Source organism: Pelagibius sp. (assembly GCF_028281305.1).
Lineage (GTDB): Bacteria > Pseudomonadota > Alphaproteobacteria > Kiloniellales > Kiloniellaceae > Pelagibius.
This window is the reverse complement of the sequence record NZ_JANQKD010000003.1, coordinates 26,975-52,574: the sequence shown is the minus strand read 5'-3', so window position 1 is coordinate 52,574 and position 25,600 is coordinate 26,975. Positions and strand designations below refer to the sequence as shown.

At 64.3% G+C, this 25,600-nt stretch carries 22 protein-coding genes; 6 read left to right on the top strand and 16 right to left on the bottom strand.

Annotation, left to right across the window (positions count from 1 at the left end; genetic code table 11):
* Positions 1-185 precede the first annotated feature (185 nt).
* The gene (locus Q0982_RS00445; protein ID WP_299390780.1) at positions 186-1,400 is read left to right on the top strand and encodes a glycerophosphodiester phosphodiesterase family protein; all 1,215 of its coding nucleotides are present in this window, start codon (positions 186-188) and stop codon (positions 1,398-1,400) included.
* Here Q0982_RS00445 and Q0982_RS00440 read toward each other — a convergent pair.
* The 9 genes from Q0982_RS00440 to Q0982_RS00400 all read right to left on the bottom strand — a co-directional run bounded on the left by Q0982_RS00440 (position 1,393) and on the right by Q0982_RS00400 (position 11,662).
* Positions 1,393-2,703 (bottom strand): FGGY-family carbohydrate kinase, encoded by a 1,311-nt coding sequence (locus Q0982_RS00440; protein ID WP_299390778.1) that lies wholly within the window; start codon positions 2,701-2,703, stop codon positions 1,393-1,395. The genes Q0982_RS00445 and Q0982_RS00440 overlap by 8 nt on opposite strands.
* A gap of 10 nt (positions 2,704-2,713) precedes the next feature.
* Complete coding sequence (locus Q0982_RS00435; RefSeq protein ID WP_299390777.1) at positions 2,714-3,175, bottom strand: RpiB/LacA/LacB family sugar-phosphate isomerase; 462 nt, start codon at positions 3,173-3,175, stop codon at positions 2,714-2,716.
* 24 nt (positions 3,176-3,199) lie between these two features.
* Complete coding sequence (locus Q0982_RS00430) at positions 3,200-4,258, bottom strand: glycerol-3-phosphate dehydrogenase (protein ID WP_299390775.1); 1,059 nt, start codon at positions 4,256-4,258, stop codon at positions 3,200-3,202.
* Entirely contained in the window at positions 4,258-5,325 is a 1,068-nt protein-coding gene (locus Q0982_RS00425) for an ABC transporter ATP-binding protein (RefSeq protein WP_299390773.1), read from the bottom strand. Before Q0982_RS00425 ends, Q0982_RS00430 begins: the two co-directional genes overlap by 1 nt.
* A 30-nt stretch (positions 5,326-5,355) precedes the next feature.
* Positions 5,356-6,687: an iron-containing alcohol dehydrogenase gene (locus Q0982_RS00420; RefSeq protein ID WP_299390772.1), complete on the bottom strand. Its 1,332-nt coding sequence runs from the start codon at positions 6,685-6,687 to the stop codon at positions 5,356-5,358.
* On the bottom strand, positions 6,684-8,216 hold the full coding sequence (locus Q0982_RS00415) for an FGGY-family carbohydrate kinase (protein ID WP_299390770.1): 1,533 nt from the start codon (positions 8,214-8,216) through the stop codon (positions 6,684-6,686). Before Q0982_RS00415 ends, Q0982_RS00420 begins: the two co-directional genes overlap by 4 nt.
* Before the next feature lie 87 nt (positions 8,217-8,303).
* Entirely contained in the window at positions 8,304-9,812 is a 1,509-nt protein-coding gene (locus tag Q0982_RS00410; RefSeq protein ID WP_299390768.1) for an ABC transporter substrate-binding protein, read from the bottom strand.
* A 77-nt stretch (positions 9,813-9,889) separates the two neighbouring features.
* The gene (locus Q0982_RS00405) at positions 9,890-10,765 is read right to left on the bottom strand and encodes a carbohydrate ABC transporter permease (RefSeq protein ID WP_299390767.1); all 876 of its coding nucleotides are present in this window, start codon (positions 10,763-10,765) and stop codon (positions 9,890-9,892) included.
* A gap of 3 nt (positions 10,766-10,768) precedes the next feature.
* Positions 10,769-11,662 (bottom strand): carbohydrate ABC transporter permease, encoded by an 894-nt coding sequence (locus Q0982_RS00400; protein WP_299390765.1) that lies wholly within the window; start codon positions 11,660-11,662, stop codon positions 10,769-10,771.
* Positions 11,663-11,885: 223 nt separating this feature from the next.
* Here Q0982_RS00400 and Q0982_RS00395 point away from each other — a divergent pair, with 223 nt between their 5' ends.
* A complete protein-coding gene (locus Q0982_RS00395) occupies positions 11,886-12,872 on the top strand; it encodes a sugar-binding transcriptional regulator (protein ID WP_299390763.1) in 987 nt (328 codons plus the stop codon).
* A gap of 9 nt (positions 12,873-12,881) precedes the next feature.
* On the opposite strand, the gene Q0982_RS00390 is transcribed toward Q0982_RS00395, so the two are convergent.
* The 6 genes from Q0982_RS00390 to Q0982_RS00365 all read right to left on the bottom strand — a co-directional run bounded on the left by Q0982_RS00390 (position 12,882) and on the right by Q0982_RS00365 (position 18,598).
* Positions 12,882-13,658: an SDR family NAD(P)-dependent oxidoreductase gene (locus Q0982_RS00390; protein WP_299390762.1), complete on the bottom strand. Its 777-nt coding sequence runs from the start codon at positions 13,656-13,658 to the stop codon at positions 12,882-12,884.
* Between the two features lie 13 nt (positions 13,659-13,671).
* Positions 13,672-14,442 (bottom strand): L-iditol 2-dehydrogenase, encoded by a 771-nt coding sequence (locus tag Q0982_RS00385; RefSeq protein WP_299390760.1) that lies wholly within the window; start codon positions 14,440-14,442, stop codon positions 13,672-13,674.
* Positions 14,439-15,443: an ABC transporter ATP-binding protein gene (locus Q0982_RS00380; RefSeq protein ID WP_299390759.1), complete on the bottom strand. Its 1,005-nt coding sequence runs from the start codon at positions 15,441-15,443 to the stop codon at positions 14,439-14,441. Before Q0982_RS00380 ends, Q0982_RS00385 begins: the two co-directional genes overlap by 4 nt.
* A gap of 11 nt (positions 15,444-15,454) precedes the next feature.
* The gene (locus tag Q0982_RS00375) at positions 15,455-16,285 is read right to left on the bottom strand and encodes a carbohydrate ABC transporter permease (protein ID WP_299390757.1); all 831 of its coding nucleotides are present in this window, start codon (positions 16,283-16,285) and stop codon (positions 15,455-15,457) included.
* A 13-nt stretch (positions 16,286-16,298) separates the two neighbouring features.
* Complete coding sequence (locus tag Q0982_RS00370) at positions 16,299-17,177, bottom strand: carbohydrate ABC transporter permease (RefSeq protein ID WP_299390755.1); 879 nt, start codon at positions 17,175-17,177, stop codon at positions 16,299-16,301.
* 110 nt (positions 17,178-17,287) lie between these two features.
* Positions 17,288-18,598: a sugar ABC transporter substrate-binding protein gene (locus Q0982_RS00365; protein WP_299390754.1), complete on the bottom strand. Its 1,311-nt coding sequence runs from the start codon at positions 18,596-18,598 to the stop codon at positions 17,288-17,290.
* A gap of 249 nt (positions 18,599-18,847) precedes the next feature.
* On the opposite strand from Q0982_RS00365, the gene Q0982_RS00360 reads away from it, so the two are divergent.
* Entirely contained in the window at positions 18,848-19,822 is a 975-nt protein-coding gene (locus Q0982_RS00360) for a sugar-binding transcriptional regulator (protein WP_299390752.1), read from the top strand.
* A gap of 80 nt (positions 19,823-19,902) precedes the next feature.
* Here the strand turns inward: Q0982_RS00360 and Q0982_RS00355 are convergent, their stop codons facing one another.
* Positions 19,903-21,099, bottom strand: coding sequence for a glycosyltransferase family A protein (locus Q0982_RS00355; protein WP_299390750.1), 1,197 nt, complete (start codon positions 21,097-21,099; stop codon positions 19,903-19,905).
* Positions 21,100-21,429: 330 nt separating this feature from the next.
* On the opposite strand from Q0982_RS00355, the gene Q0982_RS00350 reads away from it, so the two are divergent.
* From Q0982_RS00350 to Q0982_RS00340, 3 genes are all read left to right on the top strand, one after another.
* A complete protein-coding gene (locus Q0982_RS00350; RefSeq protein ID WP_299390748.1) occupies positions 21,430-22,728 on the top strand; it encodes a glycosyltransferase in 1,299 nt (432 codons plus the stop codon).
* 74 nt (positions 22,729-22,802) lie between these two features.
* Positions 22,803-23,906 (top strand): glycosyltransferase, encoded by a 1,104-nt coding sequence (locus tag Q0982_RS00345; RefSeq protein ID WP_299390747.1) that lies wholly within the window; start codon positions 22,803-22,805, stop codon positions 23,904-23,906.
* Between the two features lie 16 nt (positions 23,907-23,922).
* Positions 23,923-25,425, top strand: a complete 1,503-nt coding sequence (locus Q0982_RS00340) for an oligosaccharide flippase family protein (RefSeq protein WP_299390745.1) — start codon at positions 23,923-23,925, stop codon at positions 25,423-25,425.
* The last annotated feature ends 175 nt before the right edge of the window (positions 25,426-25,600 follow it).

Genomic DNA, 25,600 nt, shown 5'->3' with positions numbered 1-25,600 from the left:
CAACGGCCGGAACACTGCCTATTGGCGCAACAATGACTGCAAAGAGCGGACAGTTGTTGGTTTGCGAACCAATGAGGAGCTTGGCGCGCCCCGAATTCACGCCCCTGTCATCCGAGCGTCATCGGCAATTCATGCTTCCCTGCGCCACTGGCGCCCTGTTGAATACGGGAAGATGGAGGCTGCATATGAAAGCGTTGAAGGTGACATGCCTGGTGCTGGGCACCGCCGCGGCGGTGAGCGCTGCGCAGGCCGAGACGGTCCAGTTGGGGCCGCGCCCCTTTTTCCTGATCGACCAGATGGACGACAGCGTTCTGAAGTCGAAGCTGCTGTCCTGCGCCGAGCGAGACTTTGAGCGCAAGCTCTTCTCCATCGGCCACCGCGGCGCACCGCTGATGTTCCCGGAGCATACGGTCGAGTCCAACGTGGCGGCGGCACGCATGGGGGCCGGGATTCTGGAGTGCGATGTTACCTTCACGAAAGACAAAGAGCTGGTCTGCCGCCATGCGCAGGACGACCTTCATACGACCACCAACATTCTCTCGTCCCCTCTGGCACCCAAATGCACGGCAGGCTTTGCGCCGGCTGCGAACGGTGCCGACGCCAGCGCCGAATGCCGGGCGAGCGATATCACCCTGGCCGAATTCAGAACGCTCGTCGGGAAGATGGATGCGGCAGACAAGACGGCGCAGACCGTCGAAGCCTACATGGGCGGCACTGCGGACTGGCGCACCGATCTCTATGCCGCGAGCACCGGGACCCTGATGACCCATGCGGAGTCCATCGATCTGTTTCGCACGCTGGGCGCCAAGTTTACGCCGGAGCTGAAAGCACCCGCCGTCGCGATGCCGTTCGACGGCTTCTCCCAGGAAGACTATGCCCAGAAGCTGATCGACGAGTACAAAGCCGCCGGCGTTCCGCCCGAGGACGTCTGGGCCCAGTCGTTCAACCTCAACGACGTCCTCTACTGGATCGAGAACGAGCCGGAATTCGGCAAGCAGGCGGTCTATCTGGATAGCCGCTACAACGTCGAGGGCTTTGATCCGATGAAGCCGGAGACATTCGAGCCAAGCATGCAGGCGCTGAAGGATATGGGGGTGAACTACCTCGCTCCGCCGACGTGGATGCTGGTGACGCTTGCGGAGGGTGAGATCGTTCCTTCCGCCTACGCAAGGGAAGCCCGTGCGGCCGGCTTAAACCTGATCACCTGGACGCTTGAGCGATCCGGGCCGCTTGGCGGCGGCGGAGGCTGGTATTACCAGTCGATCAAGGATGCGACCACCTCCGACGGGGTCATGTTCGAACTGCTGCACGTGCTGGCGCAAGACGTCGGTATCGTCGGGGTCTTCTCGGACTGGCCAGCGACTGTCACCTACTACGCGAACTGCATGGATCTCAACTGAAGTCGGGGGCAGCCTGCTTCGCTTCGAATCCCAGCCGGGCGAGGCGCGCGGTTCCGTAGGCAGCCTCGGTCTGCGTGGCGGTATCGACCGGCACGCCCATCACACGCTCACGGATCCGGGTCCAGGCTTCGTTGGCGGCACCGCCGCCGACGGTCAGGACACGGGTGACCGGCGTTGCGCCCAGGCTCGCCAGGAGCGCATAGGCTTCCTGCTCGATCTGCGCCACGCCCTCAAGAAGCCCCTGCAGGAAGACAGCATCGTCTTCGGGGCGGGGCGAGACCAGGGGCTGCATCTCCGGGTCCGCAAGAGGGAAGCGCTCCCCCGGGGCCGGAAGCGGATAGTAGGAAAGCCCGGTGGGCACCTCCGGGCGCAGCCGCGGCGTCAGGTGCTCAAGCGCTTCAACGGAGAAGTGCTGGGCGATGGCGGCGCCGCCTGTGTTGCTGGCGCCGCCGGCCAGCCAGTGACCCAGCAGACGATGGCTGTAGACACCGAACTCGGGTGCGAAGACAGGATCGGCGGACACCAGCTTCACGGTCAGAGTGCTGCCCAGCGAGGTGACCGCCAAGCCTGGCTCGAAGCTGCCGGCGGCCAGAAAGGCGGCATTGCCGTCGGTGGTCCCGCGGACGACCAGGCAGCCGGCAGGAAGGCCGTAACGCTGCGCGAGGTTCGGGCGCAAGGACGCAAGCGGCTGCCCGGCGGCTTCCACCTGGGGCAAGAGCGAGAGATCGAAGTCCAACTCGGCCATCCAGGCGGGCCAAGTCTGCGCCACGGCATCAAAGCCGAGCTTCAGGCAGTTGTTGAAGTCGCTCTGGCCGTAGCGGCCGGTCAGCCTGCCGGCAATCCAGTCAGCCTGGTGAAGGGCGAAGCGGGGTTGCTCCGCTCCTGTCTCCTCCAGGAGGCCCAGCAGCCGCGCCAGAGCACCGCCGGTGCCCCGCGCCATACTGGCGTCCGGCGCCACGGCGTCAATGCGGCGGCCCGCGTCAACGGCGCTGCGGTCGTTGTACATTCGGGCCGGGGCCAGCGGATCGCCGGCCGCGTCGCAGAGCAGGATGGTGCCGGAGGTCCCGTCGACCGCGAGGGCAGCAACCCTTGCCAAGTCCGCTTCGGTGCCGAGCCGCTCCAGCAGGTCATCGACGGCCCGCCACCAGAGGGCGGGGTCTTGCCTCACGCTGCCTTCATGCTGGTCGGGCTGGGGCAGTGGGGCCTGAAGCTGAGTGAGGATCCGGTCGCGATCGTCGGTCAGGACCACGCGGACTCCGCTGGTGCCCAGATCGATGCCGAGGTAGCGCGCGCCGTCTGACACCGGCGAATGCCTAGCGATCGAGGGCTTCGAGCTTTGCCACCTTGGGGGCCGAACGACCGCCCTGGAACTCGTTGCTGAGATAGATGTCGGTCAGCATCCGTGCGACGGAGGTTCCAATGATCTGAGCCCCGAAGGTGATCACCTGGGCGTTGTTGGAGGCGATGGCGCGCTCGGCCGTGTAGGGGTCCATCACGCAGACCGCGCGGACACCCGGCACTTTGTTGGCCGCGATCGCCATGCCGGCGCCTGTGCCGCAGACCAGGATGCCCCGCTCGAACTCGCCGTCTGCGAGGCGGCGCGCCAGCGCGGCACCGATGTCCGGGTAGTCGACGGGGTCCTCACTGTCGACGCCGACATCCGTGACCTGGAGCCCTTGGGACTCCAGGTGGGTCTTCAGCGCGTTCTTCAGGTCCAGGCCCAGATGGTCGCATCCAAGGCCGACGCTCTTTGCAAGGCTTTTGGCGGTCGTCATCGATCTTCCTTTCCAGGCAGGGCGTCATGCGAAGCGGATGGCTGTGAAGTCCAGGGACAGCGGCCCGCCGTCGCGGATGGTCGCAATCAGTGTACGGGTCAGCGGGTAGTCCAAGGGATCGAGCTGCCCCTCCGCAAAGGCTTTCTCCAGAGGGGCGGCGAGGACCAGCGCCGTATCGGCCCCTTCGACCGTTTCCCCGGCGAGCGGGCCACCGAGGGCCTCCTCCAAGGTCATGTCCTCGCCCAGGTGAAATCCCAGGCGGCTGTTGCGGCCCCCGCCGACGGTGACATTCAGGTCGCCGAGCCCGGCCAGCCCGTAGGCCGTCTGGGGCTGTCCGCCGAACCAGCGCGTCAGGGCCGCCATTTCCTGCACCGCCTGCGCAAAGGCGGCGGCGGCCGGGTTCATCGCCTTGGGCTTTGCGGGCTGGGGGTTGACCTCCGGATAGCGGGTCCACATGGCGCTGACGGCAATGGCGAGAAAGTTCTTCAGGGCGGCGCAGACCTCGACGCCCTCCAGATCGTCGCTGAGGGCAACCCTGTAGTAGTCCGTCTGCATCATACCGCGCAGCCCTTCGAGGACTTCGCGGTCCAGTCCGGCGTAGACGACGGCGGTCGGTTGCCGGTCCGCCAGTTCCTTGGCGATGCAGGGGCCGCCGATGCCGACCACCATGTCCGGCGTCATCCCGCTGCCGGCCAGCGCTTCGGCAAGCCCGGCAGCAAAGGAGCGCAAGCCGCCGTTCCAGGGCTGGAGGCCCTTGGTCACAAGCGCCAGGGGCCGCGGTGCGGTCATGTGCTGGCGCAGCTTCTCCGTTGCCCAATCGATGCCGGGGCTTGAGACTCCGAGAATGACAACGTCGGCTTCGCGCAGGTGATCTTCGTTGAGGGCCTCGATCTCCAGCGGTTGAACGGAGGGCGGTAACGGCGCCTTCAGCTTCGGGTGCCCGTTGTGGTCGTTTTTCAAAGCCTCGATGATCCCGCCGTCGAGATGGGTCCCGACCAGGGTCACCTGGTGCCCGTTGTCCAGTGCGGGCACGGCAATGGCGCTGCCCATCACACCCGCACCGAGGATGAGAACCCGCGCCATCAGCCGATCCGCTGTTCGTTTGTGGCATCGAAGAGATGCAGGGCCGCCGGATTGATCTTGAGGGCGCAGACCTCGCCGGGCTTGGCGCGGTAGCGGCCCTGCACCACGGCGCGCAGTTCCTGCCCGTCGACCGACAGCAGAACGTGCGACTCGGCACCGGTGCTTTCCACCAGAACCACTTCGGCCCGCACATCGCCCTCGGCGGCGACGGAGACGTCCACAGGCCGGATACCGCAGATCACCGCTTGGCCAGGGGCCGCAGCGTTGTTGGCGGGCAGCGGCAGGGCGACGCTGCCGGACTGGAAGGCCGGGACCCCGCCGTCGCCCCGCACTTCGCCCCTCAGGAAGTTGATCGACGGCGAGCCGATAAAATCCGCCACGAAACAGTTGGCCGGGCGGTCGTAGATTTCCTCCGGCGTTCCGATCTGCTCGATGTTGCCGTCACGCATCACCACGATGTCGTCGGCCATGGTCATGGCCTCGATCTGGTCGTGGGTCACGTAAATCGTCGTCGTCTGCAGGCGGTCGTGCAGACGGCGGATCTCGTAGCGCATTTGGCCGCGCAGCTTGGCGTCGAGGTTCGACAGGGGTTCGTCGAAGAGGAAAACCTGTGGATGGCGCACGAGAGCCCGCCCCATGGCGACCCGCTGGCGCTGGCCGCCGGAGAGTTCCTTGGGATAACGGTCGAGGTATGGGCTGAGGTTCAGCAGCTCCGCCGCCCATTCGACCTGCTTGCGGATTTCCACCTTCGAGTGCTTGCGCACCTGCAGGCTGAAGGCGATGTTGTCGTAGACCTTGAGCGTCGGGTAGAGCGCGTAGTTCTGGAACACCATGGCGATATCGCGGTCGCGCGGATGCACCTGGTTCATGCGTTCGCCGCCGATGCGAATTTCTCCCTCAGCGATGCTCTCCAAGCCGGCGGTCATGCGCAGCAACGTGGTCTTGCCGCAGCCTGAGGGCCCGAGCAGGACGACGAAACGGTGGTCGGCGATGGTGAAGGAGATGTTCTCCATCACCCGGACCGGGCCGAAACTCTTGCCGACGTTCTCGTACTCAACCGATGCCATAGTCTTCTTTCGTTTTCCCCCGGTCTGCCTTCACGGATGCGCTGCGACAAAGGGCTCAAGGAGCCTGCTGTCCCCCGCAAGGTCGAGCGCCGTGAAGCGGTCTCGCGTGAAGCGGCCGTCCGCCAGGATCTGCCGGTAGAAGGCGGGATCCAGGCCCAGGTCCTCCGGTGTCTGCTGACAGCCCGCTGCTGCCATGGCGGTCTGCAGGCGTTGCAGCGGCAGCATGACCTGGCGCAGGGGTTCGACGAAGCCGTCCCAATTCCGCGCAAAGCGCTCGTTGATGCGATCCGCTGTGGCCCCATCGATCGCCTTCTTGCGGGTCTGCTCGACCATGATGCCGGCCATCTCCGATCCGTAGCGCGCAGCCAGTTCGTCTTCCGGGATGACCGTCGGGGCAACCTCCGGCGGGCTGTCGGCGCCGAGAATCTGGTTCTGAAGCGCGGAGAGGGTGAGGGTGGTGACGCCGACCTGTTCGCCGTGGGAGGTTCCGGGGTGTGCCTCTCCGGCGAACATGTCGATGCAGTGGGAGATCATGTGCTCGGCCATGCTGCCGGAGTGGGTGGTGCCCGTAAATGTCGTGCCCAAGCCCATGATTGTGGAGATGCGAGTCAGCATGGCCAGGTAGTCGAGGTTGCCGGAGGTCAGCTCGCCGGCATGATCGAGCATGCCGTCCTCGTCGTAGGCCAGCAAGATATACGGCGAGGGCGAATAGGTGGTGTCGAAAAGCAGGTTCGACATCAGCCAGTCGACCTGGGCGGTGGTGCGGCAGATGACATCGGCGAAAGCGGCGCGCACCAGGCGCTTCGGGCAGTGTGCCAACACCTCCATGTCGATGAAGATGCCGCGCGCCGAGTGGCAGGTGATGGACTTCTTCATGCCCGACGAGGTGACCGAGGCGGTCGGCGTCGAATAGGCGTTCATCGGCGAGGTGGGGAAGACCGAGTAGTCGCGGCCATCCTGGAAGGTGGCATACTTCACGCTGTCGCTGACGGTGCCGGAGCCGACGGCGATCAGGGTTTCGTAGCCGCGGGTTTCGGCCATCAGCTCGGCCACGCCTTCCTCGCTGCAGCGCGGGTTGGCCCAGATGTACTCGTCGACCTGGCCGAGGGGCTGCAGGGCGTCGTAGACCCGCTTGCCCAGGACGTCGCGGGTGTTCTCGTCGCAGACCACAAGCAGGGGACGCTTGGGATGCAGGGCGGCGATCAGGTCGGCCTCGTGGCCGTCGAGGCTGGACTCGATCACGATGCTGTCGATCGGCAGCTTGACCGGCGCGCCGATTGTCGGGTCGATCCACTCCCCCGCCACAAGCTGGTCGATAACGCCGCCGTAGGACTTGGCGTGATGGATGCTGGTTGCCGTCATTCAACAGTTCCCCGTGAAGCAAAGGCGACCAGCTTCCGGCTGGTCGCGGCGGTTGCGTCGTAGAGCCCGCTGTAGATCTCCAGCAGCTCCTCGTAGTCTCCCCGGTGATCCTCGTTCGGTTCGACGGCCGTTGTCTCCCCGGCCATAGCATCGGCGGCCTCGACGATGGAGCCGTACCACCCGACGCCGGTGGCCGCGATCATGCCGGCACCCAGCGCGGAGGCCTCCACGGTATCGGAGATCCGCACGGTTTTTCCCGAGGCATCGGCCAGCATCTGACGCCACAACGGGCTCGCTGCGCCACCGCCGATCGCCAGATACTCGGTCACGTCGAGATCGGCACTTGCCTCCATCAGGCGGGTGCGCATGACCTGATCCAGGGTCATGCCCTCCAGAAGGGCGCGATAGACGTGTGCCGCTCCGTGCCCTCCGCCGAAGCCGATGAGGCAGCCGCGCGCAGCCGTGTCCCAATGCGGGTCCATGACACCGGACCAGTAGGGCAGGGCCATGAGACCCTCGCAGCCGCGTGGGATCGCCGCTGCGGCGTCTTCCAAGTCTGCGAAGACGTTGGGGTCGCTGCGCCCCTGCGGGGTGAAACGGTCGACGAACCAGTTGATGAGGAAGGCGCCGGAGCGCAGGCAGTTCTCCAGAATGTAGCCTTCGCCCTGGGCGGCAATCTCCGTCCGCCATGCCCGGTCGTAGGCATAGGAGGGGGACCAGACGCCGGAAACCACAGCGGTGCCCAGATTGATGTAGGCGCGGGCCGGCGTCGTGCAGTTTGTGCCGAGCCCGGCAAGCTGGCCATCGCCGCCCGCGGCAAAGATCGGTGTTCCGCTTCTGAGGCCGGTTGCCGCCGCGGCCTCTTCGGTCACCTCCCCAAGGGCCGTGCCCGGCGCAAAGGCCGGTACCATCTGGTCTTCGCGCAGGCCCAGCGCGGTCAGGATCTCCGGCGACCAGCGCTTTTCCACGAGATCGAACAGACCCATGGGATCGGCGGAAATCCATCCGGTCTTGAGGGCGCCGCAGAGGCGTTGGACCAGAAAGGCCTGCACGTCCGCGAAGCAGGCGGTGCGGGCGAAGACCTCGGGTTCGTGCCGTTTGATCCAGAGATAGCTGTAAACGCAAGGCGTGATGTCAGGGAAGCGCCCCGTGATGCGGTGGATCGTTTCGGCGCCGAGCTCGGCGCTCAGATCCTCGACCTCCTGGCGCGCCCGCTCGTCCAGCCAGAGAATGCCGGGGCGCAGGGCCGCACCCGCTTCGTCGAGCGGGACAAAAGTCTCGCGTTGGTTTGAGATGGCGAGGGCGGCGATCCGCGCGGCGTCGACCTTGGACAGCAGGTCCTTGAGGGACGTGACGCAGGCCCGCCACCAATCCTCGCTGTCCTGCTCGAAGTGATAGAGCTGGGGGTTGGACAACGCCAGCGGCGCCCGTCCCTCGGCCAGGGCCTCTCCCTCGCGGGTCCAGGCGATTGCCTTGGTGCTTTGCGTCGAGGAGTCGATCCCGATGACAAGGTCCCGAGAGGCGGCCATAGACCTTCAGCTTTGTTGTCCGACCACGGAAAATCCGAAAAAAGGAGGTGGGCTGCGATCGTCTGCAGCCCACCGCCGCATCCCACTTTAACCGGATACGATCTTGTTGGTCTTCTCGGCAATGGAGTCCATTGCCGCCTTCGCACTGTCGTATTCACCGGCAAAGAAACGGCCAAGTTCAACAGGGATAGTGTCGTTGGCGAGCTCCGCCCATTCCGGCAGATCCGGTTCGGAGCCCATGTAGTTGTCGATGGTTTCGCGGACCACGTTCAGGTGACGCGTCGTTCCCGGAATGCCGGGCTTGGCATTGGCCTTCACCCGGGCGTCGTCGTAGACGCTGGTGCGGGTCGGGCCGGTGCCGCCGCCCAAGGTGGTGATGAAGACCTGGGTGTCGGCGGAGGTCGCCCACTGGGCGAACAGCCAGGCCGCATCCGGGCTCTTCGAGTACTTGGAGACCGCCAGCGAGGAGCCGCCCTGGTGGCCGACGCCGGGGATCTCGCCGAAGCCGGTCTGCTCCACCGTGCGCAGCGCCTTGGGAGCCGGAGGAATGGCCGCCTCCATAAGGCCCGAGACCTGGGACGCATCGGGGTTGTCCCAGGAGGGGAAGAACTCACCCCAGCTCAGGACCTGCCCGGCGATGCCCTGGGCCACCGACTGGCCCTGGCCGTCCCAGGTCCAGGAGGTCACGCCCGGGGGCATGTTCTCTTTCAGCTTCACCCAGTAATCCATGGCCTCCAGGCCTTCGGCATCGTTGCCGCTGAACTTCTGGTCAGGGCCGAAGATCGATCCGCCATGGCCCCAGAGCCAGGCCGTCCAGTCGCACTCCAGGCTGTAGTGGCCGGACTTCATCTGGCCCGTCGTGCCGTAGATGTCCGGGCCCTTGGCCTTCTGGATTGCCTGGGCGTTGGCCAGGAACTCGTCCATGGTGGTTGCAACCTTCAGGCCAAGCTCGTCGTAGACGTCCTTGCGGTACATGTAGATGAAGATCGGGATGTCGTAGGGAACGCCGACCATGATGCCGTCGTACATCGAGATGCCGTCGACCAGCGGGCCGAGGAAGTCGTCGAAGTTGTAGTTCGGCATCGCCAGGTCCGGCTTGGCCGCATACTTTTCGCGCGGATCGAGCACGTCGCCGGAGAAGCTCGCCATCCAGCTCTGATCCAGGTAGTAGAGATCGTAGGTGCCGAGGCCGGAGGCGACGTCCAGGGTCAGTTTCTGGAGCACCTGTTCCAGCGGCAGAACCTCGATCTCCACATTGATGCCCGTGGCCTCCTCGAAGAAGGGCTTCAGGTGCTCGTTGATCGCGTTGGACGGCGGCGTGGACTCTGTGGCGAGGCGGATCGTCTGTCCCGCGAAGGGCTTCGCGACGTCCTTCAGCCAGGCCATCATATCAGCATCGGGGACGATCTCCGCGGCGGCCGCCGTGTTGAAGACGCCGCCCCGGAACCCGAAGGGCATGGTAGCGGTGAGGCCCAGCGCCCCGGCACCCAGGCCCAGCTTGCTCGCGGCGCGCAGGAACTTGCGCCGTGACAGGTCGCCGCGGACGTAACGATCCGTGACGGAGGCAAGGTACAACTTTCGATCAGACTCTCTCATCGCAATTCCTCCCTCAATCTAGGCCCAGGCGGGCCGTTCGCAGGTCAGCAGACAATCGTGGTGTCTCGTGCTCCACTTCACTGTTTCACTGATCCCAATGTCAGCCCGCGCACCAGGTTCTTCTGCACGAGCAGGATGAAAATGAAAGCCGGCAGGATGGCCGCGGTGCCGAGCGCCGCCATGTTGCCCCAGGCCGTGCCGGTCGAGGTGACAAAGGTCGAGGAGACCACCGGCACGGTCTTCAGGCCCGTCTGCGTCAACGTCAGGACGAAGAGAAACTCCGTCCAGGAAAAGATGAAGCACAGCACCGCGGTCGCGGCGATCCCGCCCATCGCCATCGGCAGCACGAGTTTCCGGAACACCAGGAAGCGCGAGGCTCCGTCGATCAGTGCGGCTTCGTCGATCTCCTTGGGTATGTCGTCGAAGAAGCTCTTCAGCAGCAGAACCGCCAGCGGCATGTTCATCAGCGCGTGGATCAGAATGACGCCGTGGTAGGTGTCCAGCAGGCCGAAGTCCCGGTAGATGAAGAACATCGGAATGGCGACAGCCACCGGCGGCATCATGCGGGTCGAGAGGATCCAGAACACGAAGTGGTGCTGGCCGCGAAAGCGCATGCGCGACAGGGCGTAGGCCGCCAGTGTGGCGATGACGATGGCGAGGGCCGTCGAGCAGACGGCGATGACGATGGAATCCCAGAGGCGGGGAGTCATGTAGAAGTCGCCGCCGCCCGGCAGCACAGACAGGCCCTGCTCGAAGCCCAGCGAAATGCCGAAGACCTCCTCGTAGGACTTGGCGCTGGTCTCGAAAGAGAAGACCTTGGGGGGGATCGAGAAGATCTCCCGGTCCAGCTTGATGGAGACCGTCACCCAGTAATAGATCGGGAAGGCGAAGAGCATGACCACCGCCCAGGCGGCGACGGCACGGAGAATCCTCTGTCCGGGGCTCAGCAGCATGGCCTACCACCTGACCTTGAAGACGGCGACGAAGAGGTTGGCCGCGATCAGGATGACGAAGAGCGCAAAGAGGCTGAGGGTGGCGCCGTAACCCCACTTGATGAAGCTGAAGGTCTGCTCCCAGGCATAGAGGCTGAGGGTGTAGGTCGAGGTTCCCGGGCCGCCCGATGTCATGACGAAGACGTAATCGAACATGCGGAAGAGATCGATGCCGCGGATCAGCACGGCGATGGCGATGACTTTGCCCATCATCGGCAGGGTAAGCCGGCGGAAGACCTGCCAGGAGCTGGCGCCGTCGATCATCGCGGATTCAAAGGGGTCGCGGGGCAGGGAACGCAGGCCGGCGACAAAGATCAGCACCATGAAGGGCGTCCACTGCCAGACGTCGGCGACGATCACGCCCCAGAGCGCCAGCGAGGGTGTGGCCAGGATGGGCGTTGCCTGGGTCAGCAGGCCCAGGGACTGCAGCGTCCAGGTGATGATCCCGAACTGGGCGTCCTGCATCAGCAGAAACATCATGCCGGTGATGGCCGGCGGGATAACCAGCGTCAGAGTGAGGACCCCGCGCAGGAAGCCGAAGCCCGGGTCGTCGGAATCGATCAGCAATGCAATCGCCATCCCGAGGACGACCTGAATCACCAGGCAGATCCCGGTGTAAAGCAGCGTGACGGAGAAGGCGTTCCACATGCGCGGGTCGCCGAAGAGCTGGACCCAGTTGTCGAAGCCGACCGGCACGAGCTCGCGCTTGCGCGGCGCGAACTCATGAAAGGACAGGAAGATGTTGTAGAAGAAAGGGTAGAGGGCGAAGACCACCAGAATCACAATCAGCGGCAGCAGCCACGGCAAGGGATGGTCGGCGATCATGAAGCGGGGCGCGCGGATCAAGCTGCGCGTCATGATGCCCGCAATCCCCTGCGCGGCGGCCCTGCTGATTCCGGATCGCGCCGTGACGACGGCCGTGGACCCACCTCAAACCTCCCCAATCGCTGGACCGGCAGGCGGCGCCCGCGGCAGCGTTCCTTATGATTCTTGACTGCAAAGGTCGCATAACATTTTTTTCCGTGCAATATCATTTGTTCATGCTAATGCTCTCAGACCGGACGGACGAAGAGAGTGACCTATGGTTCGGGCGAACCATGATGCTCAGCGCCTCGGCGACGAGGCCCAGCGCGAAACCTGGCCCGAGCAGTTGGCGGTGCGCATCTGCTGGCACTACTACATGCTGGGGCGCACGCAGCAGGAAATTGCCGAAACCCTGGGCATCAACCGGGTGCGGGTGAACCGCCTGCTGGCCGAGGCGCGGCGGCGCGGCATCGTCCGAGTCACCATCCATTCCAAGCTGGCGGAGAACGTCGCCCTCGAGCAGCAGCTCGCCGAGACCTACGGCCTGGATCTGGTCGAGGTGGTGATCGGCGGCGTAGCCGACGAGGCGCAACTGGCCGAGGTGCTGGGCCGTGCCGCCGCCGGCCCGCTGAGCGCCCTCTACGACGACGGCATGACCATCGGCATCGCCTGGGGCGTTACCCTTAAGGCCATGGCCCAGGCGACGGAGGACAAGCCGTTGCGCGATGCGGCGGTGGTTTCGATGCTGGGCTCACTGACCAGGCGTTCCTCGGTGGACGCCTTCGAGGCGACCACCGACCTCGCGGCCCGGCTGCACGCGGAATGCTACTACCTGCCGGGCCCCATCGTCTGCGACAGCGAGGAGAGCCGCGATACGATCCTGCAGCAGCCGATGATGCGGGAGGTCTATTTGAAGACCCAGTCGGCCGACCTCGCCCTGGCCAGCGTCGGCGGGGTCGATTCCAGCACCATCCGGCGCATGGGCTTCGTCGACGACGCGGAGTTCCGCGAAGCCTCCAAGGCGGGCGCCATCGGCAATTTCCTGGGCTACTACATCGATGCCGAAGCGCAGATCCTCGACCATCCGATCAATCGCCGGGTGCTCGGGTTCCCGCCCAGCGACTTCATCAAGATCCCGCGGCGGGTGATGGTCTCCGGCGGTCCGGCCAAGGTCCCGGTGCTGCGGGCGCTTTTGGAGCGCGGCTACTTCACCGATCTGGTCACCGACACCGATACGGCGAAGGCACTGCTGGAACCCGCCTGACCCTGCCCATCACCAGCAGGTGTAGCCGCCGTCGGCGAGCACAATGGCGCCCGTGACCAGGCTGGCGGCGTCTGATGCCAGGAAGTGCACGACTGAGGCGATCTCGTCCGGCTGACCGACGCGCCCCATCGGCGTCATCTCCAGCCAGGTCTCGTACATCTTCGGACACTCATTCATGCCAAAGGCGGTCAACGGGGTTTCAATATAGGTCGGCGCCACGGCATTCACCCGCACGCCCTTGGCGCCCCACTCGGCGGCCAGGGATTTGGTCAGGTGGTGGGCCGCGGCCTTGGAGGCGTTGTAGAAGGCCTGCGGCTGCGGCTTGTTCACGATGAAGCCGGACATGGAGCCGATGTTGACGATGGAGCCGCTGCCCTGCTTCAGCATCTGCCGGCCAAAGGCACGGCAGCACCAGAACAGGCCGTCCAGGTTGACGTCCATGTGGAAGCGCCAGTGGTCGTCGCTGGTGTCTTCGGCCTTCACATCGCTCTTGGCCACTCCGGCGTTATTCACCAACACATCCACGCGGCCGTGGCGCGCGACGATCTCGTCCGCCGCCTTGTCGACGGCCGCGGACTGGGTGACATCGAGCGGCATGGCCTCCGCCTGAAGGCCCAACGCGACCAGCTCCGCGGCCGAGGCCTCGGCCCGTTCGGGATGGAGTTCGGCAATGACGACGGTGGCGCCGGCCTCTCCCAGGGCCCGGGCGCAGGCGGCCCCGATGCCTTGCCCGCCGCCGGTGACCACCGCGACACGTCCATCCAACTTCAGCTTCTCGAGATACATCTCACCAGACCTCTCAACTCATCCAGTTGCCGCCGTCGACATTCAGCGTCTGTGCCGTGATATATCTTGCCTCCTCGGAGGCAAGGAACACCGCGGGTTCGGCGACATCTTCAGGCGCACCCATGTGGCCAAGCGGCACGGCTTCGCCCACTTCACGCTTTTTCTGTCCGACGGGCTTGTTTTCATACCTGGCAAAAAGCGCGTCCACCTGGGTCCACATCGGGGTGTCGATGACGCCCGGGGCAATGGCATTGACGCGGATCCTGTCCTTGGCCAGCTCCAGCGCCAGGGACTGGGTGATCGAGATCACCGCCGCCTTGGTCGAACAGTAGAGCGTGATATTGGGCTCCCCACGCCGGCCCGCCTGCGACGAGAAGTTGATGATGGCCCCGCCACCGCGTTTCCGCATGCCTGGCACGACAGCCTGAATGGCAAAGATCGTGCCCCCGACATTCACGTCGTACTGGCGGCGATAGTCCTCCACCGTCACCTCCTCGATGGCGGCCATGTTGAAGATGCCGGCGTTGTTGACCAGGATGTCGATACCGCCCCATTTCTTCTCGACCGCAGCGACACCGGCGGCAATCGCAGCCAGGTCCGTGACGTCCATCGCCACCGCAATGCCGGCGTCGCCGAGGCGTGCTGCGGTCTCCTGCGCGTCTTCGAACAGACGGTCGGCAATGGCGACCTTCGCTCCTTGGGCCGCATAGGCGTGACAGATCGCGCTGCCGATCCCGCGCGCCCCGCCTGTGACGAGGGCGGTCTTTCCTTCCAGACGGCTCACCCGATTCTCATCCCTTGGGCGTCGAACTTGTGGATCCGGTCCTCGCGAGGGGTCATGTAAATCCTGTCACCATGACTGAAGCCGACTTCGCCGTCCGCCCGCACGGTCAGTGGATCGGCCAGACCGGAGTCATGGATATGGAAGAACGTATCGGAGCCCAGATGCTCGGCAACACCGACGACACCCTGCCAGGGACCCACACTGTCGGAAACCTCGATATGTTCGGGGCGGATGCCGATGGTGTGCGCACCGTACTTCTGGGCCTCGGCCCCTTCGATGAAGTTCATCTTGGGCGAGCCGATGAAGCCCGCGACAAAGGTGTTTCGCGGCGACTGGTATAGCTCAAGGGGGCTGCCGACCTGCTCGATCACGCCGCCATGCAGCACGACGATCTTGTCGGCCATGGTCATGGCCTCGACCTGATCGTGGGTCACGTAGATCATCGTGGTGTCGAGCCGCTTGTGCAGCTCAGAGATTTCGAGCCGCATCCCCACCCGCAGCGCGGCATCGAGATTCGAGAGCGGCTCATCGAACAGAAAAGCCGCCGGTTCGCGCACGATGGCCCGGCCGATGGCGACCCGCTGTCGCTGACCCCCGGAAAGCTGCCCGGGGCGGCGATCAATGTAGTCGGCCAGGTTCAGCACGCTGGCAGCGTTGTTCACGCGCCTGTCGATCTCAGCCTGATCCATCTTGGCCATCTTCAGTGGAAAAGCGATGTTCTTGCGCACCGACATATGCGGATAGAGCGCATAGGACTGGAACACCATTGCCAACCCCCGCTTGGCCGGGGGCACGGTGGTGGCATCGCTGCCGTCGATCTGGATCATGCCGCTGGTCACATCCTCCAGCCCGGCGATCAGCCGGAGGAGGGTGGACTTGCCGCAGCCGGAGGGCCCGACGAAGACCACGAATTCGCCGTCGTTGATTTCCAGATCCAAGGGCGGAATGACATTCACATCGCCGAAGGTCTTGGTTACCTGGTTGAGCGTAATCTGTCCCATCTCCGTCTTCCTTATTTCACCGCGCCGAAGGTCAGGCCGCGGACGAGTTGTTTCTGGCTGAACCAGCCGAGGATCAGGATCGGCGCAATCGCCATGGTCGAGGCCGCGCTGAGCTTGGCAAAAAACAGGCCCTCGGGGCTGGAATAGCTGGCGATGAACGCGGTCAGCGGTGCGGCTTGGGCGGCGGTCAGGTTGAGGGTCCAGAAGGCCTCGTTCCAGGCGAGGATGAAGTTCAGCAGAACGGTCGAGGCGATGCCGGGCAAGGCCATTGGCGTCAGGACATAGAGGATCTCTTCGCGCAGGCCGGCGCCGTCCATCCGCGAAGCCTCGAGGATCTCACCGGGGATTTCCTTGAAGTAGGTGTAGAGCATCCAGACGATGATCGGCAGGTTGATCAACATCAGGACGAGAGTCAGCCCCAGTTGCGTGTCGAGCAGCCCGAACTGGATGAACAGCAGATAGATCGGATAGAGCACGCCCACCGCCGGCAGCATCTTGGTTGAGAGCATCCAAAGCAGGATGTCCTTGGTGCGGCGCGAGGGCACGAAAGCCATCGACCAGGCAGCGGGCACGGCGATGATGATACCCAGAAGAGTCGAGCCGCCCGCCAGGATCACCGAGTTCCAGAGGAAGCGCATGTAGTCCGAGCGCTCCTGTACGACCGAGTAGTTTTCCAGCGTCCAGTCGAAGAAGAGGAAGATCGGCGGGTCACTGATCGCCTGTGCCTCGGTCTTGAAGCTGGTGAGGATCGTCCAGAGAATCGGGAAAAAGATCAGAAGGCCGATCACCCAGGCAGCGACCGTGTTGATCGTCTTGCGTTGTGTCGTGACAGCGCGGGCCATTATCCGTTCCTCCTCACGCGTCCAGGTTCTTGCCGACAATGCGCATCAGGAAGAGCGCGACGATATTGGCGAGGATGATGGCGTAAACGCCTCCGGCAGAGCCAAGGCCCACGTTCTGGCTTTCCAGCACGCGCTGGAAGATCAGGTAGCTGAGTGTCTTGGTGCCGAACGCGCCGCCGGTTGTGACGAAGATCTCTGCGAAGATCGCCAAGAGAAAGATCGTCTGAATCAGGATCACGATGGTGATCGCGCGGCTCAGATGCGGCAGGATAATGAACCAAAACCGCTTCAGGGCCGGAGCGCCGTCCATCTCGGCGGCTTCCAGCTGCTCGCTGTCGAGCGACTGGATCGCTGTCAGGAGGATCAGGGTGGCGAAGGGCAGCCACTGCCAGCTGACGATCATAATCAGGGACGGCATCGACGCCTGGCTGAGCCACTCCACGGGCGCGGCGCCGAAGAATTTCCAGAGATGTGCCAGAAGGCCGTTCACCGGGTCCATGAACATGTTCTTCCAGACCAGCGCCGACACGGTGGGCATCACGAAGAAGGGCGCGATGACGAAGATCCGAACCATGCCCTGGCCCCACATCGGCTGGTCCAGCAGGATCGCCAGCAGCACGCCAAAAACAACGGTGATGATCAGGACACCGCCGACGATGACCAGGGTCGTCTGCACGCTCGGCCAGAAGGAACTGGAGGTTACGAAGCGGGTGTAGTTCGCGAAACCGACCCAGTCCAGTCCATTGGCCATAGAGTCGCCGCGCATCGGCAGGTACTTCTTGAAGGAGAAGAAAAGCGTCATCGTAAGCGGCACGAGCATCCAGCCCAGAAGCAGGATCACGGCCGGCGCCAACATCAAGCGGGCTGCGGAACGCGAATGCTGGGTGGCCATTGGACAGACCTCCTCTGTCAACGCCCGAAGTGTTTGAGACTCGGGGTTGTAATCTCAAGAGAGAAAGGACCGGAGGGCGGGCGCACCCGCCCTCCGGCTGGGAGGAAGATTCAGTAGCCCGCGGCTTCCATGGCGTCGGTGGTCAGGGCCTGCGCCTTGGCAAGCGCCTCATCCACAGTCTGCTGGCCCGCGTAGACGGCCGAGAACTCCTGGCTCACCTCGGTGGCAATGCCGGCGAACTCCGGAATGGCGACGAACTGGATACCGACATAGGGCACCGGCATGACGGTCGGGTTCGTCGGGTCAGCGGCTTTGATGGACTCCAGCGTCTTCTGCGCGAAAGGCACCTTTTGGTACTCAGGGTTCTCGTAGAGCGAGGTCCGTGCGCCCGGCGGCACGTTGGCCCAACCTTCTTTCGAGGCAACCAGCTCAATGTACTCCTTCGAGGTGGCCCACTCGATGAACTGCTTGGCGGCGTCAGCCTTCTGCGTGCCGGCCGGAATGGCCAGCGCCCAGGCCCAGAGCCAGTTGGACCGCTTGCCGAGGCCGGTGTCCGGCGCCAGGGCGAAACCCACCTTGTCCGCGACGGTGGAGTCGTTGGGGTTGGTCACGAAGGACGCCGCAACGGTCGCGTCGATCCACATGCCGCACTTGCCTTGCTGGAACAGCGACAGGTTCTCGTTGAAGCCGTTTGTCGCGTATCCCGGAGGGCCCGCATCTGCCATCAGGTCGACGAAGAAGTTGAGTGCATTGGCCCATTCGGGCTGATCGAACTGGGCTCTCCAGTTTTCGTCGAACCAGCGCGCGCCGAACGAGTTTGCTGTAACTGTGATGAAGGCGCCGCCTTCGCCCCAACCGGCCTTGCCGCGCAGGCAAATGCCGTTGATTTCGTTTTCACGATCGGTCATCGCGCGGGCCAGTTCCGCAATCTGATCCCAGGTCGGAGCTTCAGGCATGGTCATGCCGGCCGCTTCGACGAGGTCGGTGCGGTACATGACCATCGAGCTTTCACCATAGAACGGCGCAGCGTAGAGCGTGCCGTCGTGGCTCAGTCCGTCCCGCATCGCCGGCAGAATGTCGTCAACATCGTATTCCGCGCTCAGATCGTCGAGCGGAACCAGCCAGCCGTTCGCGCCCCAAATCGGGGTTTCGTACATGCCGATGGTCATGATGTCGAAAGCCCCGCCCTTGGTGGAGATGTCCGTGGTCACGCGCTGACGCAGGACGTTCTCTTCCAGTGTGACCCACTCGACCTCGTGGCCGGTCTTGGCGGTGAAGTCGTCGGTGTAACCCTGCATGCGGATCATGTCGCCGTTGTTGACCGTAGCGATCGTCAACGTCTCCGCCGAGGCAAGCGCGGTGGATGCGAGGAGAGCGCAGGCCCCCAAGGTGAGGCGTGGGGCAAGTCGCGTGGGATTCATTTTAGCCTTCCTCCCAAAGTTATGAGCATGTAGGTTATTGGGCATATGCTCGTTTATTGAGCAATTGATCGCACGCTCTGATGAATAAGTCAAGCTTGTTGCTTTAAGAATGTTGCAACCGTGCGGCAGCTTGGACCCGAACCGAGATCTGCTTTGCATCGGCCGGCATCCGCGCTAGAAGCGCTTCTGCGCGCCCGGCCAAGACGTTAGGCCCGGCCGTTGGGGTGATACCTCAGGGAGGGAGCGGGAATGGACAAGACCGTCGAGAAGACAGCCGATAGGCAAAGCGATCGCCGGCGCGACGACGCCGCGCGAGCGGCCTGGCTCTACTTCATCGCCGGCCGGACGCAGGATGAGATCGCCGCGCAGCTCGATCTCTCCCGCCAGGCGGTCCAGCGGCTGGTGGCTTTGGCGGTGAGCGAGAAGATGATCAAGTTCCGGCTCGACCACCCCGTCGCGGCCTGTACGGAGCTGTCTGCACGGCTGACGGACCGCTTCGCCCTCGAGTTCTGCGACGTAACGCCGAGCGACCCGGCTGCCCCCGGCTCGACGGCGGGGATCGCGGTGGCTGCTGCGGTTCGGCTGCAACGGCTGCTGTCGCGCAAGTCTGCGGTCACGGTCTGCGTCGGCAACGGACGGACGCTGCGGGCGGCCGTCGAAGAACTCGATACGATGGAGCGCCCGCAACACAAGGTCGTCTCTCTGGTCGGTGCCATGGCGGCGGGCGGCCAGGCCAACCCCTATGACGTGGTCATGCGGCTCGGTGACAAAGTGGGCGCGCAACGCTATCCGGTGCCGGCGCCCGTGGTGACAGAGACGGTTGCGGACCGTGAGGTTCTGCAGGACCAGCGCGCGTTTCGGGCCCTGCGGGAACTGCGCGACCAGGCCGATGCCAGCTTTGTCGGCATCGGCGAAATTGGTTGGCATGCGCCGATCCACCGCGACGGCTTCTTGAGCGATGCCGACGTTTCAGCCCTGATCGAGGCCGGCGCGGTCGGGGAGATCACCGGCTGGTCTTTCGATGCTGCGGGCCGGCCCCTGGACAATCCGGTCAACAGGCGGGTTGCAAGCCTGCCGCTCGAAACGCCGCCACAGCGGCTGACCGTTGTGGTTGGCGGCGGCAAGAAGAAAGTCGCCGCCCTTAAGGCAGCGCTGGCCGGCAAACTGGTCTCAGCTCTCATCACCGACGAGGCAACGGCAAAGGCACTGCTGGCCAAGCGCTGAAGACGACGGCCAATGGAGGGGCCAATGGAGGGGCCAATGGAGGGCCCAACGGAGCGGACGCGTTGCCCCTTCAGCGCCTGTCAGCTTTCCCTCGGCTGCTTGGAGGGGCGGGGCGAACCATGGGAAAACGGCGGCTGCAGTCCCCAGGACAGCATGAGAGAGGCGAGGCGGCCTGCTTCCAGGCGATTGCCGGCGCGCAGTTGTTCTTTCACCCGCCACAACAGTCCCCGCGCCAGGGTGCGGGCCATCTGCCGCCCTCCAGTAGAGCGCCGTGCGAGCCGCTGTACACGCCGCGAAACTGATTTGTCGGCCAACAACTCGCGGCAGCCGTACTTCGAGAAGACCGCGCGTCGCAGAGTGGTTTTCTCAGTCGCGCTCAGGCCGGCGCCCGACACCAGCGCGGCGGACTCGAGGTCGTCGAGCGCCAGATCCCAGAGCTTCTTGCGTGCCATGATCGTCGCGCGTTGGAGCAGGGCGTGCCTGCGCGCCTCTGCAGTTTCGATGATCCGCGACGAGAGATACTCGCGCAGTTCCAGAGTCCTGTAGCATCGCTGAAGGATCTGCTTGTCCGCTTCAATCCACCGAAGTTCACGCTGGTCAACGGTAAAGCGCGCCGCGGCGGTGCCACGGTCGCCGTCATGCTGGCGCTGGTGAAAGAGGACCGCCTCCGTCGGGGCGGGCAGGGTGACACGGGCAAGGCGGATCAGCATGTCGTAGTCCTGCGACCGTGGCAGGCGCTCGTCAAAAGGGCCGACCTGATCGTAAACGGCGCGGCGCACCAGCATTCCCGGCTGATGAACGAAGAAGTCCTCGAGGGTGGCGGCCAGAAAGTTCTCCGGGGCGCAGGTCTCCCAATAACCGGTATTGAAGAGGTCCTGGCGTCCGGTCCGCGGATCGACTGCGAAGCGCAGGTAGCGGCCGTATGCAAAGCCGGCCTCGGGCGCGCCCTTCAGCAGACCGGTCAGGATTGCCAAGGCTTGCGGCAGCACGAGGTCGTCGTCGTCAACGATCCAGATCAGCGGATGGCGTGCCATTGACAGAGCCAGATTGATGCCCGCCGACTTTCCCTTGTTGGCACGCTGAACGACTTCGATCCGGTCGCCGTAGGTGCGCAGGATGTCTTCCGTGTCGTCGTCGGAGCCGTCGTTGACGACAATGATCTGGGCAGGGGGCAGCGTTTGGCCAAGGAGCGACTCAACGCACTCCGAAACCAAGGCGGCTCTATTGAAGGTCGAAACGATTGCTGTTGTGGAGAAATCGTCGATAGATGGCGTCATGCGCTTGAGCGGTGCCGCAGTTCTTCCGGACCAGGCGGCGCCGCAAAAAAGCACGCTGAAGTATGCAGATGTAAAGGCTTCATCGAAGTCCCGCGGCGCTCTCTAAACATAACTTCCAAGAAGCGATCAAATTGCATCAGACCGTGTTTTTTCCAATGTTCTTCCGACAGGCCTCCCAAGGGTTGTGATCTCTATGTGTCGTCATCAATGTTCGGTGGAATTGGGACAGGCGGGTGATATTTTGGGCTCGCTCTTGTTGATGCCGGTCCCATCCGCTGATTTCGGGTGACAGCGCTGTTGAAGATTGCTTTCTTCACAAATGGCTTTCCCATGATGTCGGAGCCATTCATCGCCCTGGCCGCGGCGAGCTTGATCGATCGCGGGCACGAGGTCGACATCTACGGCCTTTCGAGTATCGAAGCGACCGGGTTCTCCTCCGCTCCGTCGATACAGCGCAAGCTTCGCGGCCGTTTCCGCAATGTAAGCTGGCCCGCAGGTTACGGGCGCCGGCTTCTGCAACTGCCCGCCGTCTCCTGGCGGCTCGCGCGCAGGCACGGCGTCGGGAGGTTGCCTGTGCTGAAGCCGCGGATCTATCGCAGAGGCTGGACGGACCTGACCTCCTCCTATCAGGCTGAAGCTTTCGCCGTTCCTGGCAGCTACGACATCCTGCATTGCCACTTCGCAACCCTGGGCGAGTTCGTTCTGAAGCATCGGCGGGCTGGTATCCTGAAGGGACGCCTGATCGTTCACTTCCGCGGCTATGACATTTCTGAGGTGGTCCGTGCTCATGGGCCCGATGTGTATGACTATCTCTGGGACGCCGCTGAGGGTTTTGTGGCCAACTGCGCGCACTTCCGCGATAGAGCCATCGGCCTTGGTTGCCCGGCGGACAGAATCGCAGTCGTCGGCTCGGGCATAGATCTTGAGGGCTTTCCGTACCGCGACCCACGACCCCTCGGTGATGGCGCGGTCGAGTGCATCACCGTCGGCCGATTGACGCCCCGCAAGGGCGTTCATGTTCTCATCGAAGCGCTCCGGCGCCTCATCGAAAGAGGGCGCAACCTAAATCTGACCGTTGTCGGCGATGGGGAGCAGCGGTCTGCCCTGGAAAAGCAGGCCGATGAGGCGGGGCTCGCCGGCCGCGTTCGCTTTCTCGGCGCTTGCGACCACGCGCAGATCAGGGCGCTTCTGGAGGCCAGTCATATCTTCGTCGCCGCGTCGATGACGAGTCCGACCGGCGGGGCCGATGCGCCGGTGAACACAATCAAGGAAGCAATGGCCGTCGGCGTCCCAACCTGTGCGACCCGGCACGGCGGCATTCCGGAGCTGGTCGAAGAGGGGGAGACCGGTGTCCTAGCGGAGGAGGGAGACCCCGCCGATTTGGCCGCGGCGCTGGACAGGCTTCTGCTCTGCGAGGCCGACTGGCCGGCGCTTACACGACGGGCGCGGGCGCGGGTTGCGGATGGCTATGGCAGCGATGCCGTTACCGACAAGCTGCTGGAGGTATATCGGCGGGCGCTGTCGTCCGGCGTTCACGACTTGCCCAAGGCCGCCCGTCGCGAAGGACTGGGCATGGCGCCGTCAGGTCGTGCGGCGCCGGATCATGAGGCGACGACTGTGCAGCGATAAAGGAACGAATTCCCGAGAGGCACTATAGCCAGAGAGGCGCAATAGCCAGAGAAGCACAATAGAAGGTGATCGAGATGCCAGACCCGACCACGAAGACGCCAGCTCCTGAAACGCCAGCGCTTGCAACGGCAGCACTTGCAACGGCAGCACTTGCAACGGCAGCACTTGCAACGATCGTCGTGACACCGCGGGAACGTTTCGGGGTGGCTGAAGAGTCCCTCCGCAGCATCATCGAATTGACCGAGACACCCTACGAGTTGATCTATTTGGATGCGGGAAGCCCGGCGCAGATTGCCGGGCGGATCAAGGCGGCTTGCGAGCAGCACGGGTTCCGCTATCACCGGCAGGACGAATTCCTCACGCCGAATCAGGCTCGCAATCTGGGTCAGCGGCTGGTCACCACACCCTATGTCGTTTTTATCGACAACGACGTGATCGTCTCCAAGGGCTGGCTTCACGCCCTGGTCGAGTGCGCCGAAGAGACGGGGGCGGAAGCGGTCGCCCCGCTCACCTGTCAGCGGCTTCCGGTGCACAGCGAGATCCACCAGGCGGGCGGCGAATTCGCAAAGGATCTGCCGACCTTTCTCAATGCCGCACCAGGCAAGTGGCGGATGACCGACATTCACCTCCTGCAGGGCCAGAACGTCGAAGACGTCCAGCTTCGCCGCGGCGAGACGCAGTGCTGTGAGTTTCACTGCGCGCTGATCCGCAAGGCGACCTTCGAGCGTCTGGGCGATCTGGACGAGAATCTTTTGGCGACAAAGGAGCACATCGACTTCTGCATGACGGTCTGGCAGAGCGGCGGGCGGGTGATGTTCGAACCGAGCTCGGTGGTCACCTATCTCTTCCCCAGCCGCGCCCGGCCCCTGACAAAGGAGGACTGGCCCTACTTTGCCCTGCGCTGGTCGCCGGTCTGGCAGCGCAAGAGCCTGGAGCACTTCCAGCGGAAGTGGTCGATGTACGACGACCCTTACTTCGAAACACGCAAGGGCATGCTGCACTGGCGGCATGTGGAGGGCATCGCAAAGCCCTTCGTTCGCCAGATACCGATTCTGCGCCGCAGCTACCGGGCTCAGAAGCTCGGGGTCGCCGTGGTGACGGCTGCCCTCGACCTGTGGAGCGCAAGGCTGGCCCGCAAGCAGGCGAGCCTGGCACCGGTCCGCAGCCAGGGCGGCTAGCCCGGCATTCCGGCCGATGGCCCGTGCACAAACCCTGATCACCCAGACCGCCTGGGCCTCGGCCGGTCAGATCATCCAGGTCGTAACCGGCCTTGTCAGCCTGATCGTCCTTGTCCGCTTGCTGGGGGCCGAAACCTACGGCGTCTTCGCCCTCGCACTGCTGTTCACGATGCTGGCGGACGTCTTCGTGGGCGGCCACGCCGCCGACGGCGTGGTCCAGAAGAAAACACTGACCGAGGCTGAAAAGTCCGCGGTCTACACCGCCCTGGTCGGCGTCGGTCTGGTCTGCGCAGTACTGCTCGCTGCCGGTGGACGCCTGGCCGCGGGTCTCTTCGACACGCCGGGTCTGGCGGAGATCCTGCCTGTCATGGCGCTGCTGCCGCTCCTGACAGCGGCCACCAGCGTTCCCAATCAGCTGCTGGTTCGGGACCTGCGGTTCTCGACCCTGGCCAAGGTGAGTGCCGTGGCGAGCATTCTCGCCGTGTCTATGGGTATCGCCCTGGCGCTTGCCGGATTTGGACTCTGGAGTCTGGTTGGCCTTGAACTGGCGCGGCGCGCCATCGGGCTGATCCTGAAGCATATCGCCGTGCGGTGGGTACCGAAGACCGCCTTTTCGACCGGCGACCTCTCAGCGATGGCGCGCTTTGGCCTGCGCCGCATCGAGAACAAGGCCCTGGGCTACATCTCCGTGCAGGCCCTGCCGCGCGGCATCATCGGTTACGTCCTCGGCACCGAGGCGCTTGGCTTCTTCGTTGTCGCGCGACGCTTCATCGGTCAGCTGAACGCGGTGCTCAGCGGGCCGATGTCGGCAGTTGCCCTTCCTGCGACGGCACGGCTGCGAAGCGAACCGGCGAAAATCGAAAGCCTGATCGCATCCCTCATCCGCGTCGGCACCTGGACCTTCTGGCCGGCGCTCTTGGGAACGCTGGTCACGGCGCCTCTGCTGCTGCCGCTGGTGTTCGGGCGTGAGTGGACGGATGCGGTTGTCGTCATGCAGATTCTCGTGCTGGCATCGTTGCGCACGCCGCTGTCCGGGTTTGCCGCCAACGTACTGACCGCTTATGGCGCTTTGGGCGATATCAGCCGCGCCAGGCTGATCGCCATCGCCGTGGGGGCGGTCACCTGCGGCATCGGGGCCCAGTTCGGCCTGGCTGGTGCGGTGGCCGGTTTGGCCTTGCGGCAGTGGCTCTTGGCGCCGGTGCTATCCGCCTTTGTCGCCAGACACAGCGGCGTTTCCGTCGCCCGCCAGTTCGGCGTTCTCGCCCGCGCCGCCGTGCCGTCGGTCGTGATGGCCCTCATGGTTGCCGCGCTGGGCTGGAGTATCGGCGGCCAACTTGCACCGGCTTTCGAGCTCGCTCTGCTGGTCGCCGGCGGTGTCGTCCTCTATCCGTTGCTCTGGCTGGCGTGGAACGTCGAAGCGCGGCCAAGCGCGCTGGCGGCGTTGAACGGGTTGCTGCGCGGCGACCGGGCCGCGGCCACCCGGTCCCTGAAGGGCGTGATCGCCGGCGACCCGGTGTGACCCAGCGCTTAGCTGCGCCACCACATGAGAAAAGACATCTAAGAATATGACTTAACAGCAGAAAAAAGCCGGTCGATATGTGCCGGTGATCGAGAAATAGTACTGAGCGCGATTGTGCTACTGTGGTGGGGCGTTGCCGGGGGCAAGGGCGGCGCTGAATCCCGACCGCAGGAAC

Coding starts and splice junctions, on each gene's coding strand:
- Q0982_RS00435 (WP_299390777.1), bottom strand. CDS start 3,175: ATGACGACCGCCAAAAGCCTTGCAAAGAGCGTCGGCCTTGGATGCGAC.
- Q0982_RS00370 (WP_299390755.1), bottom strand. CDS start 17,177: ATGGCCACCCAGCATTCGCGTTCCGCAGCCCGCTTGATGTTGGCGCCG.
- Q0982_RS00380 (WP_299390759.1), bottom strand. CDS start 15,443: ATGGGACAGATTACGCTCAACCAGGTAACCAAGACCTTCGGCGATGTG.
- Q0982_RS00430 (WP_299390775.1), bottom strand. CDS start 4,258: ATGGCGCGGGTTCTCATCCTCGGTGCGGGTGTGATGGGCAGCGCCATT.
- Q0982_RS00355 (WP_299390750.1), bottom strand. CDS start 21,099: ATGACGCCATCTATCGACGATTTCTCCACAACAGCAATCGTTTCGACC.
- Q0982_RS00405 (WP_299390767.1), bottom strand. CDS start 10,765: ATGCTGCTGAGCCCCGGACAGAGGATTCTCCGTGCCGTCGCCGCCTGG.
- Q0982_RS00400 (WP_299390765.1), bottom strand. CDS start 11,662: ATGACGCGCAGCTTGATCCGCGCGCCCCGCTTCATGATCGCCGACCAT.
- Q0982_RS00390 (WP_299390762.1), bottom strand. CDS start 13,658: ATGTATCTCGAGAAGCTGAAGTTGGATGGACGTGTCGCGGTGGTCACC.
- Q0982_RS00375 (WP_299390757.1), bottom strand. CDS start 16,285: ATGGCCCGCGCTGTCACGACACAACGCAAGACGATCAACACGGTCGCT.
- Q0982_RS00420 (WP_299390772.1), bottom strand. CDS start 6,687: ATGACGGCAACCAGCATCCATCACGCCAAGTCCTACGGCGGCGTTATC.
- Q0982_RS00350 (WP_299390748.1), top strand. CDS start 21,430: ATGATGTCGGAGCCATTCATCGCCCTGGCCGCGGCGAGCTTGATCGAT.
- Q0982_RS00395 (WP_299390763.1), top strand. CDS start 11,886: ATGGTTCGGGCGAACCATGATGCTCAGCGCCTCGGCGACGAGGCCCAG.
- Q0982_RS00345 (WP_299390747.1), top strand. CDS start 22,803: ATGCCAGACCCGACCACGAAGACGCCAGCTCCTGAAACGCCAGCGCTT.
- Q0982_RS00425 (WP_299390773.1), bottom strand. CDS start 5,325: ATGGCATCGGTTGAGTACGAGAACGTCGGCAAGAGTTTCGGCCCGGTC.
- Q0982_RS00410 (WP_299390768.1), bottom strand. CDS start 9,812: ATGAGAGAGTCTGATCGAAAGTTGTACCTTGCCTCCGTCACGGATCGT.
- Q0982_RS00360 (WP_299390752.1), top strand. CDS start 18,848: ATGGACAAGACCGTCGAGAAGACAGCCGATAGGCAAAGCGATCGCCGG.
- Q0982_RS00445 (WP_299390780.1), top strand. CDS start 186: ATGAAAGCGTTGAAGGTGACATGCCTGGTGCTGGGCACCGCCGCGGCG.
- Q0982_RS00365 (WP_299390754.1), bottom strand. CDS start 18,598: ATGAATCCCACGCGACTTGCCCCACGCCTCACCTTGGGGGCCTGCGCT.
- Q0982_RS00415 (WP_299390770.1), bottom strand. CDS start 8,216: ATGGCCGCCTCTCGGGACCTTGTCATCGGGATCGACTCCTCGACGCAA.
- Q0982_RS00340 (WP_299390745.1), top strand. CDS start 23,923: ATGGCCCGTGCACAAACCCTGATCACCCAGACCGCCTGGGCCTCGGCC.